Raw genomic sequence first — 15,567 nt, 5'->3', positions numbered from 1 at the left:
ACAATTAATAATTAGGGTTCTGCTGCATGGAGGGGTTCACGAGCACCTCGTTGTTGGCGATCGGCAGCAGGAACATATTCGCTTCGTTGAAATAAGGCGTCGCCACGGTTTTTGGCGTATAGGTGAACGTGCCGTTGGTGTTTTTCACGATGGTTACGCCGTGCAGCGGTACACCGTACACGCTTTTAGCGATCTTCCACCTGCGGATATCGTAAAACCGGTGTTCCTCGAAGGCAAATTCCACGCGCAGTTCGTTCCGGATGGCCTCACGCATAGGCAGCTGCAAAAGCCCCTGGGGCAGCGTGTACGGCACCAGCCCTGCCCGCTGCCGGACCGCTTCTACCGCGCTATATACCGAAGCATCAGGCCCGGAATACTCATTTTGAGCTTCTGCGTACATCAGCAGGATATCGGCATAGCGGATAAGGCAAAAGGTGGGCGTTACCGAAGAGTGGTACATTACCGGTGTAAAAGCCGTTTTATTGGCGTCGTTCGCCAGGAATTTCTTGAGGTAATAGCCGGTTTGCGTTTGCACGCCGCCGTTTACGGAACTGTTATTAGGCTTGTCTTTACCGCCTTCCCAGGTTTCTACCGTAGGCGCACCTGCCCGGGTGAGCCAGGTTGCGCCGTTGTAAAACACCGTCTGGTCCAGTCGCGGATCGCGGTTAGCGTAAGGCGTGGCCGCCACATAACCCGAGGTCGGATCCGAGATCGGCTTGCCGTTCTTCATCGGGAATGCGTCTACCAGTTCCTGCGTGGGGCTGATCAGGCCGTTACTTACCGTAGTACCGACAGTATATCCTACCGGCGACATGATATTCCCCCACGTGGTCTGGTAACTGGCGCCGAACCGCATCAGGATAAACTCTTTGTTCACATGCGTGGTGCTCAGCGTATACCGGTTCGGTTCGAGGGCAAACAGGTTGAGGTCCATTACCGCTTTCGCGGCGTCAGCGGCAGCTTTCCAGCGTTCTTTATCGAAAGCAGGATAACCGGTATAATCTTTTTCAGGCGTAGCCGAAGGGTTAAATAACGGGCTGGCTGCCAGGAGCAACACTTTAGCTTTGATGGCCAGGGCGATACTTTTCCGCATGCGCCCGGCCTCATTGTCGGTACCTTCGGCAGTGCCGTTGCCGCTGCCCCGGTTTGCCAGGGTCTGGTCCGGGCGGAGGCTGTCTTTAACTGCGTCAAGCTCGCCGAGCACATATTTTACACAAGCATCGAAGCTGCTTCTTTTCATTTTAAAGAGTTCGGGGTCGTTCGAATCGAACACCGTGTTGCCCAGTAAGGGTACGCCCCCATACCGTTTCATCATGTCGTAATAAAAGAACGCCCGAAGCACACGCGCTTCTGCGCCGAGGTACTGGGGAACGAGCGGGTCGGCCCATGGCACGCGTTTATAGTTGGCCAGGAACAGGTTCACTTTTCGGATGGCGGAGTAAGAATTGCTCCAGTTATCGTCGAACGTAGACATTGGTGAATACCCGCCGTTAACGATGTTCCAGGTGGCGTTGGTGGTATTGCTCGGCACCGCATCGTCTGACGCGCATTCAAGTATCACGCCGTTTATTCGTACGTACCCGGTAGGCAGCTGCGAGTAAACCTTGGTGAGGAATACGCGGGCATAAGTGCCGGTAACGTCGGTATTATCCCAGATATAATCCTCGGAGGTAAAGGTAAGCGGGTGATCTTCGAAGGTTTTCCTGCAGGAAGTAAAGGCCAGTACGGCAACAACCAGCAGCGCAAGATTTATGATTTTGTTCATGATTTAAGAGATTAAAACTTAGCGTTTACACCAAAATTGAAAACACGCATGGTGGGATAGGCTGCGCCCATGGCTTCCGGGTCGATGTCTTTGCGGATATCGAACAGCTCAGACCAGGTGACCAGGTTTAAGCCATTGGAAAAGACACGCAGGGAGGGAATGCCGATCTTCCGGCTAAAGTATACCGGGAAAGTATACCCTATTTCCGCGTTTTTTAATCTCACGAAATCCGCGTTCCGCAACCAGTATGTGGATACCTGCTGGTTGTTCACGTTGTTGCCCAACCATAAACGCGGAGCGGTGGCGGTAGCTGCGGTTTGCGGGGTCCAGCGGCCCAGGTTGTACTCGTAAGCGTTATTATTGCCGCCGTTCCCGAACCCGTTAAAGAAGTCGCCGTTCTGACCGGCAGGCCCGCCGAGCGCCAGCTGCCTGTTCGCTGTACCCTGTACCAGCACGCTTACATCAAACCCTTTGTAACTAAAGCCCGCCGTGCCGCCGAAATAGACGGTGGGTTTCCCGCTGCCGATGGCGCCGTTGTCGTTATTGTCTATCACGCCATCGCCATTAAGGTCTTTGTAACGGATATCGCCGGGGCGAAGTGTGGACCGCGGCGTGGAGGAGAACACGGCCGTTTTAGGGTCATTGATCTCCGCGTAGCTCTGGAACAGCCCGGTGGCCACGTATCCGTACAGGAGGTTCACCTGTTTGCCCGTGCCCCGCTGGTACTCGTAGGCTTTGGGCACTTCGTCGTTAAACACCACCTTCGACTGCACATAGGAGAAATTGCCGGTAACAAAGTAGTTAAAGCTCCGCACCTTGCTTTGCCAGGCAGCAGAAAGCTCGTGCCCCCAATAATCGAATTTCTGGATGTTCTTAGAAGGGAATCCTGTTCCCAGCAGGGTAGTTTGGGTGCCGGGAGACCCCACCAGGTCGAAAAATTTGTTCTTAAAATATTCCGCGGTCAGCGTGAACTTATTACCGAACAGCCCGAGATCGATGCCTGCATTCGCTTTTTTAGCCTTTTCAGGCTCGAGCGCGGGGTTAGTGAGGGCGTTCTGACCGGTGGATCGTTCTACGCCCACGCCGGTGCTGCCGAAATAATAGCCATCATTATTATTGGTATTGCTGCTGGGTGTCCAATACGTCTGGATGTAGGTGAAGTAACCGGCGTTCGCCTGCCCGGTAAGCCCGTAGGTCGCGCGCAGCTTCAGGTTACTGATAAACGCTGCATGCTCCTGCATAAACGCTTCCCGGTGAACATTCCAGCCAAGTCCCACGGCGCCAAAAGGGAACCATCGTTTATCCGGCGCGAAGTAGTTATACCCCGCATAGCTTCCGGCTGCTTCGGCCATGTATTTATCGTCCCAGTTGTAAGTGATCCTCGCCGCCAGGTCGGTATAATTTTCCGGCAGGTTACCCGATGCATATGGCAGCGTGCTTTGCCTGTCGGCGAGTACCAAGGCGTTAAGGTTGTGCTTCCCGAAGGCATGCTCATACCCCAACGCCGCTTCCAGGTACGAGACCATGGTGCGGTCGCCTGCCGAACCGGAGTTACCCTGTTCGGAGGTGTTGCCTATTTTATTATAAGTGCCGTTGGTTTGCAGTTGGAATACCGCGAAATCTTTAGCCCGGGTGGTATTATAAACCGTGGAGTTGTTATACGTTCCCTGGGCCCTCAGGTATAAACCGGGCAAAGCAAAATCAAGCTTTTGCGTAACCTGGAGGTCGACCGCCATGTCACGCACGTCTTGGAACTGGTAACCGCGACTTACGGATTGTCCATAGATATTCACATTCTGCCCGTACGCACTGGTACCTGCGAGGGAGCCGTCGGCGTTAAACACCGGGTACGCATTGCGGGGCGTATTTACCAGCGACGCCAGGATGCCGGAGGTCCCGCCGCCAGGCTGGTTATTCTTGCCGATCCTGCCGAACAGGTTCAGCTGTACCTGGGTAGTTGGCGTAACGTCGACCCCGAGGTTGGTCCTTACAATGTAGCGGTCTGCCTGCGCGTTGGTATTGTATACGTTTGCGTCAGTGGTTTTCAGCAGGCCGGTTTCTTTCAGGTTGTCCAGGTCGACAAAATACCTGAATCCTTTACCACTCCCCTGCACGTTAAAATTGTACCGCGTAAGCATGGACTGCTCGTTAAGTACGGTATTGTACCAATCTACATTCGGGCGGTTGTAAGGATCCGTTCCATTGCGGTAGGCGTCGATATCTGCCTGCGAGTACCGGGGGGTTACGGCGGCCGCACCCGCATCATTTTGCTGGGCCTCGTTGTAAAGGGTGGCGTATTGGTCGGCGCTAAGCGGTTTCGGCAGCGCCAACGGGCGCTGAAACGCCGATTGTACGTTAAAGGAAAGCCTGGGCGTGCCCCGGTCGCCCTTTTTAGTAACGATAGAAATGATACCGTTTGACGACCGTTGCCCGAACATCACGGTCGATAGCGCATCTTTCAATACTGAAACAGACTCGATCTGGTCGGGGTCTATGGAAAGGTATCCGCGTTGTACCCCGTCAATCAGGATAATATTGGCGCCACGGGCCGTTCTCACGTTGTAGCTCAGGCCGCTGCCGTCGAGCCCCGGCGAACCGTTGGTAAACCCAATATTCAGCCCCATAAGCCGGCCCGGCAACGCAGCCAGGAACTGCGCCGAAGGTGAAGTAACCAGCTGGTTGGTACTTACCGTGCTTACAGATTGGAGCAGGTTTTTCTTCAGCTGGCGGCCGTGCAGTACTTCTACATAACCGTCGCGCTCATCCACACTAGCCTTGCCTCCGGCATTTGCCGGGACCAGCGAGGAGGTTAAATAACGTTTGGTGAGCTGCGCCACGGTACTGCCTCCCTGCTTTATGCGGATCTCCTGCAGGTAAAATCCCGGGAGCTCAGCAATAAGCGTTTGCCCCGCATTTGCCCTGATGGCGTAAATGCCGGCTTCGTTTGTTTGCGCAGAAGAGCCGGTGGCGGGGTTGGTGATCTTAACATCCCTCAGTGGTTTGCCGTTGTCGTCCACAACCGTTCCCCTCACCGAATCTGCTACCGCCCGGCCGGGTGTTTGGGCCGACGACCGGGTTGTATTGCCGGTGATCAGCGCGACCAGGAAAACAGCCAGGATACATTTTTTGTAAAATTGACTCATTTGTTTACACGGTTAATTTTGGTTAGTGATTTATGATGGTAAAGACAGGTTGTGCCGCATTTTATACTCACCGTGCACGAAAAAAACAGCTGGTGGAACATGTCTCCTTCATGCAGCGGTCCGCCCGGTTAGTTGCTGGTTTATGCGGCAAAACGCTGTTGTTAACGTGGGTTAACGAGGGCTAATTTGAAGGATATTTAGCGGTAGCGTGGGATACAAATCATCCAATTAAAGGGCTCATTTCAGCCAAAAACCGCCTTATTTTTAATTTAAAGCGGTTTAGTAGAATTTAAGAAGATCATACAGGATAGCAGCGCGAAAGCTATGGCATTACTTTTCGATCGTTACCTGGTCGAACCTCACCGTGGTGCTGTTTTTCATGCCCGAAGCGATGGCTGGTCCGGCCAGCAGGCTGCCGCTCAAATGGGTTGTGAACCGGCCGGCTTCGCGCCATTTCGTGCCATTATAAGAGATAAATGCGGTGATCAGGGCACCTTTTCTTACCAGCCGGAGCCAGTAGTATCCCGTTAAACGTCCATAGGTTACGGCAGGCGCAGACAATGGCCCGGTTTGCCCAATTATTTTCGCCACGCCACCCGTTGCTTCCCTGCTTAGCAGGCGTGTATGCCAGGCGGGCGCTTCTAACTGGTCTGTTTTCCCGGGGTATACCCACAACGACGCTTGCGGGGCATTGTCATGCAGCGATTCCCGCATCATGATGCCAAAGCGGGTAAATTGAGAGCTAAGCTGGGGAACGTATCTTACGGTCAGACTGCCGTCGCCGGCGAGGTCGAACCAGGTGAACTGAAAAGCATCTTTCAAGCTGTCGGCACCCGCTCCCCATCCCGAAAGGCTGAAGACAGCGCCATCATACTGCGCGGTACCCGCAAAAAGGCCGGCGCCTACCGGCGCGGTTTTCCAGGGCGACGGCAACCCTGCCGAAGCACCTGCCGGATAAGAATCCGCACTGTTCCGGCCGTCGGCCGACGCCGATACCCGGTAATAATAGGTGGTTGAAGACTTCACCTGTTTGTCCGTATAGCCCTCACCGGCAATGTTTTTTGCGATAACCGTAAAAGGGCCCGCAGCCTTTACTGCTCTTTTTATGGTATAGCTTGTTGCGCCGATGGAAGCGACCCAGGATAACTTAACGTGCTCCGCCGATCCTTCGGCAAATAATGCCCCCGGAGCCGCCGGCGTTAAAACGGGTTTATCCGCTGAATGTTCAGCGGGACGGCTATAGAACAGGGTTCCGTAGCCGGGATGGTCCGCACCGGGATTGCCCGGGCCTTCGGGGCGAAGCTTCGCTGCCGCCTGCCCGGTAAAGGGCGCCGCCATTCCTTTCCGCCTTACGTAGTGATTATAGATCTGTTCATAAACGGCGCGCAGGTTGCCCCGGGCCTGGGTTGAGGGCTTAAAATGCTCGTATTTTCCGGTCCTGTCCAGTGTATGCTCAAAAGGCACCTCGTTACCCAGGTTATAACGGGCAGTGTACTCGAATCCTTTCAACAGCCGGTTGCCCGCGTAAGCGTACAGGTCCAGGCCCTGGTGCCATGCAATTTCTGAGCAATCGCCCAGCAGGGCGATGCCGAGTTGGGTATGCGCCTGGTCGCGGCCGCTTTCCTGCACCTGGCCGGCTTCGTTTATCACGTAATTGGTGAGCATACCGTTGCCCCATCCGTTTACATAATACCGCAGCGCCCGCTCGAAGAGAGCCCTATCGTTACAGAAAACGCCGATCGACATCACCGTTTTGATGGCGGCAGCGTCCCAGTTCCCATTGGCAAAAGGCGCAAAATCTTTAACGACCGGGTAAATCACCTCTTTAAAATGTTTCTCTGCCTGCAATATCCCCGCCTGCGACCACCCTGCATTGGTGTACCGGATGAGCTCGGCTGCATTCACCATTTTAAAGGGGCCTAACCCTGCCATCAATACCGCATCGCGCCCGGTGACAGACTTGAGTACAGACGACCACGCATCCAGGATCTCGATGGCCTTGGCGGCGTATCGCTTATCACCGGTGATCGCCCACATCAGCGCATTCTGATGAGCGGCGTTGGCGTCCGCATCATAATCGCCCTGACCCACTGTCGGATTGCGGCCGACCACCGGCAGGGGGCCTTTCAGCTGGTAGGTAAACTGCGAAACCGCATTCTGCTTAAAGACCATGAACCCTGAAAAAACGGGTTCCTCCTTCTCCGCTACGGCGTTTCTCATACGTTCGAGGTCCTCCTTCGCGTGAAGCAAGCCAGGATGAACAAAAACCTGCTCCTGTGCCGCGGCAGAAAAATAGCCGTACAACAATATAAAAAGGGCGAGCAGGGGATTCTTTAATTTCATACGTGGTATTCTCAGGGAATAATGGCTGCTTCGCCGGTTTTAATATTCAGCGTCCATGGGCGGGGTGCGGGCAGCCGCAGTTTGCCGCCGCCGATCTCCAACGGCATCCACAGGTAGCGGGAATCCCATTGGGTAGCGGGTTTCCAGATATCCGCCAGGAAGATCACAGTAGTGGTTTTGGTACCCGTCACCTTCACCATCATGGTCGATTGGGATCCGTAGGTATTGGCTTCCGGCGGCGCAATGTCTGTAAATTCAGACCAGGGCCCTGCCAGCGAGGTGGCGGTAGCGTATTTATTGGGATTGGCGCGCCAGCCCGTTAATGCAGAGCCGATGGCATAATACAGCCCTTCATAATGCACGATGGCGCCTCCCTCCAACGGCGATCTGATAAAGCTCACTTCTTTTTCCACGTTCAGGTAATCTGCAGACAGACTGGCAATGTAGAAGCCTTTCGAGGGCCTGCTCTCGAACACCAGGTAGGCCGAGCCGTCATCGTCTACAAACTGCCCGATATCCCGGCTTTCGAGGCCGAGAGGCCGGAAGCTCCTCACATATGTGAACGGACCTTCCGGCTTATCGCTGATGGCGGTACCTACCCGTGCAAGCTTGTATGATGACCGCCCTCCTTCCGGGCCGGGTCCGTCGAGGTGGAAGTACATCACGAACTTCTTCGTTTTGCCGTTGTAAAATACTTTGGGACGTTCGAGCACCCAGGTTTTGCCGGCACTGTCGGGTTCGGAGAGCTTGAGCGCATCGCCTTTAAATTTCCAGTGCACCAGGTCGTCAGATGCATAACAGCTAACGTACCTGAAATCGGGGTCGAGGCCTTTCCGGCGTTCTTCACCATACCAGTAATAGGTTTTTTTGATCTTGAGGATGCCGCCGCCATGTGCCTGTATGTGGTTGCCTTCGCTATCGGGCCAAAGTTCGCCAGGGTAAATGGCAGCGGGCTTTTGCGCGAAAGCGGTTTGCCCTATAAAAAGCCAGGAAACAACCAGGAGCAGCCGGTGAAAAGTAGTGGTCATGTTAATCATTGGTCTGTATTTATAATCGGACACCCTAAATTGCTGATTTTATGTGGCAAACTCGCTCCCGCTAGGTATTTAAGGTGCCACAAAGCTCCATTGCAGGTTGTTGCTGGTACTGGTGGGGTAAAATTTCATTTGCGACCCGTCTGTAGTGCCGCCGCCGGTGTCGAGGCATTTGCCATTGGCCCGGTTAAATATCTTGTAATAACCACCGCCCACGTCTACGATGCTCCATTGCTGGTTGATGCTGCTGCCGCTTGCCCATTGCACCACGGTAGAGCCGTTGGTCGTGTTGCCCCCGCTATCGAGGTATCTCCCGCCGGTAACACAGCTTAGCTTATAGTAACCGTTAGCGTAGGTAACTACCCATTTCTGGTTGTTGCTGGTACCGTCTGCCCACTGTCCCATTACAGCACCATTGGTGGTGGCGCCCAGGTTATCGAGCATTTTGCCGGTTGCACGACTTTTAAGGCTGTAAGTGCCATTGGCAATGGGACGCGTGCTTGCGTCCCGGTAAAAAGTGAGCGAGCCATAGCCTGGCTGGTCAAACGTAGTAGCATGCCCGCCCGGACCGCCTTCTGGCCGGTGCAGTGCGGCACGCGCCGAGCTGTTGGGAACAGGCTGCCCCATCCGGTTGGCGTAATGGTTATAGATCATCTCGTAGATCGGCCTGAGCTCTCCCCGCCCGGCGGCAGAAATTACGGTTTGCGACATCGGCGCGCAGTTAGTGCCACTGCCCCAGTTATAGGTGGTAAAAGGCACGGTATTGCCATTGTTATAGCTGGCCACATATTCTGCGCCCTGCATAAAACGGCTGCTACTATAGCCGTACATATCCAGGCCCTGGTTCCAGGCCATTTCGCAGAACGATCCCATCAGGCCTACGCCCAGCAGGCAATGTCCCTGGTCGCGGCCGCTCTCCTGCCACTGCCCCAACCCGCCCGCGTGCAGGAAAGGAACGGCGTTCATGATCGCGCCATTTCCTGCGCCCGTTTTGAAATAGTTGATGGCCTGATCGACTTTTGCCTGGTCGTCGCAAAAAACGCCGATCGCCAGGATCGATGCCATGTTGCAAAGATCCCAGTTTGCCCAGTAATTGGTGATGCAGGCAGTGTTGTGGTTCACCAGGAAATCATTATTTCTCACGTAAAAAACGTTGAGCAGCATCGTTTGAAATGCCGCAACGTTAAAGCCGCTGTAGCCCCGCATCATTTCAGCGGTATTGGCCAGCTGGTAGCCGAAAATGCCTGCCGCTAAAAATCGGTCGGCATTGCCGTTGATCTGTGTCAGCGTGCTCCCCCAGCCGTTCAGGATGTCGCGCGCGGCATCTCCATGCGCCGTATTGCCGGTGATCTTCCAGAGCAGGGCATTCTGGTAGGCGGCGGCAACGTCGCGGTATAAAGTTGCCACGTTGTCGCCGGTGCCCCCGCGGATAATGATGGAGGTAGCGTGTGATGTCCACGTAGACGCCGAATACTCCGATGCTGCCAGGAGGTCGTAACTGCCTTTCCACGGCTGCGCGTTGGCATTCACCTTTACCCGCATACGCTCAAAATCGGCTTCCGTATGCAGCAGACCACCGATGTGGCTGATCGCCGCGATTTTAGCGTTGCCGTTTTTTGCGTTTAACACGTTTTTGTTTTCTCCCGGGTCAACTGTCCGGATCTCTTTTTTGCATCCCAATGAGAGTAAGAAGAGACATACTACCATTGCCTTTTTTTGTGTTTTCATTTTGTAAATGGATTAGTTTATAATAGTTAGTTAGCACCCGCGATCCGAAGCGGATCGCGCCATAATACATTGTGCGGCAGATGGTTCGGCTTAGTTTCCAGGGTTCAGGCGGTTCCGCGCCGGTAAGACAGGGAGGGAAATAGTTTATACTCTTCTAATTATTATTTATCATTAAAATTATTCCGCTATGCGGAAAACAACCGCCTGGCCGCCTTTTTCCGCGAGGTTTACCGGGAACTGCTCTCCGCATTTCACGCGCAGCGTACGAACAGCGATCCCTCCCGAGCCATCATCATCATAAACCGATGCCACGTAGGTTTTTCCTTTTTTAAGAAAGCTGAGAGAAATAGTTGTTTTCCACGGGTTTAACCCGGCGGCGCTTCCCATAAACCAGGTATCGCCTTTCCTGCGGGCCACGCTCACCGATTCGCCGATGGCTCCCTGCAGGTAACGGCTTTCGTCCCAAACCGTAGGAACCTGCCTGAAAAAGCCGAGGTCGGCATCGCCGGGATCATAATCCTGGGATTTCCCGTACCAGAAAATGGCTTGCAGGGGGTCGAAATAAACCACCGTGAGCGCCAGTTGCTGGCCTTTGCTTACCTTCAGATTTTTGCTGAACGAGTTATTCTTATTGGGGTAACAGAAGGTAAAATCGGCCGGCCCGGCCAGGTAACGGGTAAAAGGCAGCACCATATTATGAAAAGCATCGGGACTGTTTTCGTCTCCGCGGATGCCTTCCTGGCTGAGGTTGTAAGGATAGCGCCTGCTCAACCCGGTGGGCTTGTAATGATCGTGCACATTGAGCACGAACCCGTAGTCATTTACCTTCTTCATGGCGTTATCCAGCCAGGTAAGCCCCTGCTGCGTGCCGCCGTCTACAAAGCCGAACTTCATGCCGCTCACGCCCCACTTCTTATAAAGCGGCAGGATGGTATCCAGGTATTGCCTAAGTCCCACATAGTTAACGTAAAGGATCACGCCGATACCTTGCTCTTTTGCGTGACTGATGATCTTCGGCAGGTCGATCTCCGGGATCCATTTGGTTGGGTCGGAGTTGGTGCGAAACTCAGCGCCGTACCACCCGGCATCGAGCATGATGTACTGGAACTTCATCTTAGCGGCAAAATCGGCCCCCTGGATCCCCCCTTCGGTGCTGATGGGGACACGAAAAACCTTACCTGGCAGGATGTGCACCGGGTTTTCGCGTGTGAGCGGCGTGGTAAGTTTCAGGTTCAGCTGGCTGAAGGCATGCAGCCCGACCGCATTTTCCGCGCAGCTGATGGTGCGCCAGGGCGTGACCAGGCTATCGCGAAAGTAAACGCTGGTATCTCTCTTTACGGAGGCGATCTTCCCGTCGCGGTAGAGGGTATCCCTGTAAAAGTCTAAAGCGACGCTGTTGGCTTCGTCTCCTTTAATTGCTACGCATTTGGTATAGTTGCGGTTTTCTGCTTCGCCGATGCTAAGATACAGGCCGTTGCGCGAAACAAGAGTTGCCGGCAGATCGGCGCTGCCCGCCATCGAATCGAGCGGCATAGGCCGGAACACCGATTCTTCGTGGTACTGGTAGATCTTGTAAGTGTCGGCCAGGTTAAATGAGGTAAGCTCCCGCTGCAGCTTTACGGGCGCGGCGCCTGTTTGCCTGCACACGTACCTGAACGCAAAGCTGCCGTTATATACGCGTGTGATGAGGCTAAACGCTGTATTAGCGGTTTCGCAGGTTAGCACCAGCTCGCCGTAGCGGTTGTCTATCCGCGCATCTTCGCCGAGCGCCCAGTCAAAACTTTCGTCGCGGTTGCGCCTGGTCACTTTCCGGATAGTAATGCCATTCGCAAGTTCGGGACCGTCGGTTTTAAGGCCCAGTCTCGACCAGCCGGTTACCTGCCTCTTTTTATACTGCATCCGGTAAAACAGCTGACCCTGTTTGCCGAGGCTGAAATCGACCACCGTATGATGGTCGGGCGATACCTGGCTGGCGACCTTTTTGTCCTGGGCAAATCCCCTGTCCGCAATGCTGGCGGCAATGAACAAGGTCAGTAACAGCACCCTGCCGGTTCTTAAAAAACTTACTTCCATAAATTATGCGCTATAATATAACAAAGAGACAGGATCCCGGCCGTTTTATACTCACCGGTCGTGCAGGGATCCGGCTACGGCAATTACTTTGTTACAAAGCCGGTTTATCGCCCTAAACTGGCGATCAGCAGAGTATAAACCAGGCGTTGTACTGTCTCTCCTGCAATAGCATGACACATCCACAGATCCTTTCGGGTATGAAACGAATCGTACTCCTGGCATTCGCCATTTGCGTCGGTCAACCGGCAACCGCGCAGCTGGCTGCTTATCCCGCACCAAAGGGAAGTATTTTGAGTACTTACTTTACCGTAAAAGTGCGGGAAGCCGGCAAGAGCTGGCAGCCGCTTCCTGTTTACCCGGCGCATGTAGCGGAAGTGATCAACAGTAAAAGCGTGATACAGCAAACCTCCTTTGCTTACTTCGATTTTTCGGGGAAGGTAGAGATTTCTGTTACGTATAACAAAGGCGCGGTGCATGCAGCGAGGGTACGGCCGCTTCGTGAAGGGATAAACCCGGGCGTGAAGGGTAATACGATCTCCTTTTTCCTCACGGAACCGAAAAATCTTTCCATCGAGGTAAATGGCGACCTTTTCCACAACCTGAACTTATTTGCCAGCCCACCCGACGTTTCCCCGCCTTCGGCGCAAGACACCAGCGTGATCTATTACGGCCCGGGCATTCACTACGCGGGGAAAAAGCTGGTTCCCTCCAATAAAACGGTTTACCTGGCGGGAGGCGCCATCGTGCAGGGCAGTTTCGTAGTTAACCGGGCCCAAAACGTAAAGATCCGGGGGCGTGGCATCCTTACGCAGGTTGCTATCGTCCAGGAATCATCCGGTAAGCCGCTTCCCCGCGACCCGGGCTTACCGGGAAACGACCGGAGTGATGAGATCACCGTTCAATACTCAAAAAACGTGGAGATCGAAGGGCTGATAGTGGTACCCGACAAGTACAGTGTGCTGGTGGGCCAGTCGGCGGGCGTTACCATCCGGAATTTCAAATCGTTTAGTGCGGGCGGGAACGCCGATGGGCTCGACATTTTTAGCAGCACGGATGTGGTCATAGACCGGGTTTTTATGCGCAATGCGGACGACTGCATCGCCATCTACGGCCACCGGTGGGGCTACTACGGAAACCTAACGAACCTTACGGTAACGAACTCTATCCTTTGGGCGGACGTGGCGCACCCGGTGCTGATCGGCACGCATGGCGATTCGCGGAACCCGGATACCCTGAGCAACATCCGGTTCCATAACATCGATATTCTCGACCAGTTCGAAAACCAGGTCGATTACCAGGGATGCCTTTCGCTGAATGCCGGCGACAGCAACTTTATCAGGGACGTTTCCTTCGAAGACATCCGCATCGACGATATCCGGAAAGGCCAGCTGGTTAACCTGCGCATCATGTTTAATTCCAAGTACAACACTTCCGCCGGGCGGGGAATTGAAAATGTGCATTTTAAGAACATTTCTTACAATGGCAGCCGGGCGAACCTCTCGATCATTGCGGGTTATGACCAGGGCAGGGAGATCAGGAACGTAACGTTCGAAAACCTGGTGATCAACGGCCGCGTGATCTATGATAACATGACGGGAAAACCGGCCTGGTACAAAACGGGCGATATGGCTAATTTCTTTATCGGCGAGCACGTAAAAGGCATTAAGTTCCTTAGGGTTGACGGCGCTGCGGAAGCCAAAAGCGGCACCGGGAATTAGCACCGGCACTAAACCGGCGGCCCGGTAGAATCCCTGATAACCAGCCTGGCCGGGATCACGCACCTGGTGGGCGGCTGTCCCGGTCCTTGCTTAATTTTACTGATCAGGATCCCGAACAGGTTTTCGGCCATCACGGCAATAGGCTGCGCAACGGCGGTAATGGTAGGCAGGTAGGTGTCGAACACGATATGATCGTCGAACGAGACCACGGCCATATCCTGCGGGATGCGGATCCCCAGCCCGAACATCGCTTTCATCCCGCTCATGGCGAGGTAGTTTGTTGCAAAAAACAGCGCATCCAGCTCCGGGTTATGCTTAATAAAGGCGGCGATCTTGGTTACGGTATCGTCGTGCCCGTTGTTAAAAGGCACCCGCATGATGCGGGGATTTCCGGCAATCGCACCGAGCGCCTGCAGGTAACCCGCTTTGCGGTCGCGCATCTGGCTTTGTTCAGAATCAAGCTCCACGTAACCGATGTGCCGTGCCCCGCGCTCAACCAGGTACTGCACTGCGTGACGCGTGCTTTCCAGGTTATCGAGCACCACATGGTCCGCATCGATACCAGGCAGGTACCGGTCGAAAAGCACAAAGGGCAACTGGTCGTCCTGCAACGACCTGATCTCTGCCTGTATGCCCTCCGGAGGGGTAATAATAAAACCGTCGACCCCCTGGTTTCGGAAAAGCCGGATGAGCTCGCGCGTACGCGCACCGTTGTTCTCCGTGCTGCAGAAAATGATCTGGTAGCCATGCCGGTTCGCCAGTTCTTCGAGGTGATATACGAGCTGCGAAAAAAAGTAGTCGGAAATTTTTTCCACCATGAGCCCGATCGTCATGGATTTACCGGTACTCAGGCTTTTGGCAAAGTGGTTAGGGCGATAACCATGCTCTTTCATGTAGCCCAGCACTTTTTCGGTAAGCACCGGGCTGATACCTTTTTCGGCCGACTTGCCGTTTACGATAAACGAGATCGTAGTTTTAGAGATGCCAAAGGCCCTGGCAACATCCCGCGCGGTAATTTTACCCATTACATAAGCACAAAAAAGACCTCATATCGCTACGTTAAACGACCGTTCGGGCTGCTGGCCACCGGCAAGCTCGGTACGCAGGTGCAGCATTGCCCGGTGAAAATGATTAACTACCGATTGGTAGCGGATGCCCGTGAGCCCGGCGATCTCCGAGTAATTGCGGCCTTCGCTGAATTTCATCTGCAGCATTTCGCGCTGGCGTTTGGGCAGGCTGCTAAATGCTTTGTTAAAATTTCTCGTCATCTGCAGGTTGTTCTCTTTCTCTACCAGCAGGTCTTCCGGCGAATGGTCAGTTGCCGCGAATTGCGCCGGCTGCTCTAAGATCACGAAGCGGGTGTTCCTGAACTTTTTAAGGTAGTTGATAGCGAGCGAGCGCGCCGACCGGAAGAAATAGCCTTCCACGTTTTCGATGTACCCGATGCCCTCTTTCTTCTCCCACAGGCGAATAAAAAGGTCCTGCAGCAGGTCTTTGGCCGCCATGTCATCTTTCACTATACTCAGGAGGTATCCGTAGAGCTCGGCGCGAAGCCTTTTGTAGATCATGGAGAACGATTCGATATCGCCCTGGCGCGAGGCCGCCCATAAGCCCGCTAATGGTAAAGCTTTTTTCAATGGTTTATAAGATTAGTCGGTAAATATTTCCGGCTTGCGGCCGATGCGTTAACGTTGATTAACGAATGCTAAAATGGCCGGTAAACAGTTAACGAAAGGGATACAAATCGACCATTTTAAGGTCAA

At 54.0% G+C, this 15,567-nt stretch carries 9 protein-coding genes; 1 reads left to right on the top strand and 8 read right to left on the bottom strand.

The annotated features are described in order from the left end of the window. Positions 1–4: 4 nt before the first annotated feature. The 6 genes from GS398_RS13835 to GS398_RS13810 all read right to left on the bottom strand — a co-directional run bounded on the left by GS398_RS13835 (position 5) and on the right by GS398_RS13810 (position 12,086). Complete coding sequence (locus GS398_RS13835; RefSeq protein WP_160907389.1) at positions 5–1,765, bottom strand: RagB/SusD family nutrient uptake outer membrane protein; 1,761 nt, start codon at positions 1,763–1,765, stop codon at positions 5–7. Between the two features lie 11 nt (positions 1,766–1,776). Then, entirely contained in the window at positions 1,777–4,908 is a 3,132-nt protein-coding gene (locus tag GS398_RS13830) for a SusC/RagA family TonB-linked outer membrane protein (RefSeq protein WP_160907388.1), read from the bottom strand. A gap of 330 nt (positions 4,909–5,238) precedes the next feature. Next, complete coding sequence (locus GS398_RS13825) at positions 5,239–7,251, bottom strand: alginate lyase family protein (RefSeq protein ID WP_160907387.1); 2,013 nt, start codon at positions 7,249–7,251, stop codon at positions 5,239–5,241. An 11-nt stretch (positions 7,252–7,262) separates the two neighbouring features. Beyond that, positions 7,263–8,279, bottom strand: coding sequence for a family 43 glycosylhydrolase (locus GS398_RS13820; protein ID WP_160907386.1), 1,017 nt, complete (start codon positions 8,277–8,279; stop codon positions 7,263–7,265). A 78-nt stretch (positions 8,280–8,357) separates the two neighbouring features. Next, positions 8,358–10,013: an RICIN domain-containing protein gene (locus tag GS398_RS13815; RefSeq protein WP_160907385.1), complete on the bottom strand. Its 1,656-nt coding sequence runs from the start codon at positions 10,011–10,013 to the stop codon at positions 8,358–8,360. 177 nt (positions 10,014–10,190) lie between these two features. Further along, positions 10,191–12,086 (bottom strand): glycoside hydrolase family 97 protein, encoded by a 1,896-nt coding sequence (locus GS398_RS13810; RefSeq protein ID WP_160907384.1) that lies wholly within the window; start codon positions 12,084–12,086, stop codon positions 10,191–10,193. A 197-nt stretch (positions 12,087–12,283) separates the two neighbouring features. On the opposite strand from GS398_RS13810, the gene GS398_RS13805 reads away from it, so the two are divergent. Beyond that, positions 12,284–13,804, top strand: coding sequence for a glycosyl hydrolase family 28 protein (locus GS398_RS13805; protein ID WP_160907383.1), 1,521 nt, complete (start codon positions 12,284–12,286; stop codon positions 13,802–13,804). Positions 13,805–13,812: 8 nt separating this feature from the next. On the opposite strand, the gene GS398_RS13800 is transcribed toward GS398_RS13805, so the two are convergent. Both GS398_RS13800 and GS398_RS13795 read right to left on the bottom strand, forming a co-directional pair. Continuing rightward, complete coding sequence (locus tag GS398_RS13800) at positions 13,813–14,829, bottom strand: LacI family DNA-binding transcriptional regulator (RefSeq protein ID WP_160907382.1); 1,017 nt, start codon at positions 14,827–14,829, stop codon at positions 13,813–13,815. Between the two features lie 21 nt (positions 14,830–14,850). After that, the gene (locus GS398_RS13795) at positions 14,851–15,441 is read right to left on the bottom strand and encodes an RNA polymerase sigma factor (RefSeq protein ID WP_160907381.1); all 591 of its coding nucleotides are present in this window, start codon (positions 15,439–15,441) and stop codon (positions 14,851–14,853) included. Between the last annotated feature and the right edge of the window lie 126 nt (positions 15,442–15,567).

This window comes from Hufsiella ginkgonis, from assembly GCF_009834915.1.
Classification (GTDB): domain Bacteria; phylum Bacteroidota; class Bacteroidia; order Sphingobacteriales; family Sphingobacteriaceae; genus Hufsiella; species Hufsiella ginkgonis.
The sequence above is the reverse complement of the archived record's forward strand: the minus strand, read 5'-3'. Positions and strand labels throughout refer to the sequence as shown.

Coding starts and splice junctions, on each gene's coding strand:
- GS398_RS13835 (WP_160907389.1), bottom strand. CDS start 1,765: ATGAACAAAATCATAAATCTTGCGCTGCTGGTTGTTGCCGTACTGGCC.
- GS398_RS13820 (WP_160907386.1), bottom strand. CDS start 8,279: ATGACCACTACTTTTCACCGGCTGCTCCTGGTTGTTTCCTGGCTTTTT.
- GS398_RS13810 (WP_160907384.1), bottom strand. CDS start 12,086: ATGGAAGTAAGTTTTTTAAGAACCGGCAGGGTGCTGTTACTGACCTTG.
- GS398_RS13825 (WP_160907387.1), bottom strand. CDS start 7,251: ATGAAATTAAAGAATCCCCTGCTCGCCCTTTTTATATTGTTGTACGGC.
- GS398_RS13805 (WP_160907383.1), top strand. CDS start 12,284: ATGAAACGAATCGTACTCCTGGCATTCGCCATTTGCGTCGGTCAACCG.
- GS398_RS13830 (WP_160907388.1), bottom strand. CDS start 4,908: ATGAGTCAATTTTACAAAAAATGTATCCTGGCTGTTTTCCTGGTCGCG.
- GS398_RS13815 (WP_160907385.1), bottom strand. CDS start 10,013: ATGAAAACACAAAAAAAGGCAATGGTAGTATGTCTCTTCTTACTCTCA.
- GS398_RS13800 (WP_160907382.1), bottom strand. CDS start 14,829: ATGGGTAAAATTACCGCGCGGGATGTTGCCAGGGCCTTTGGCATCTCT.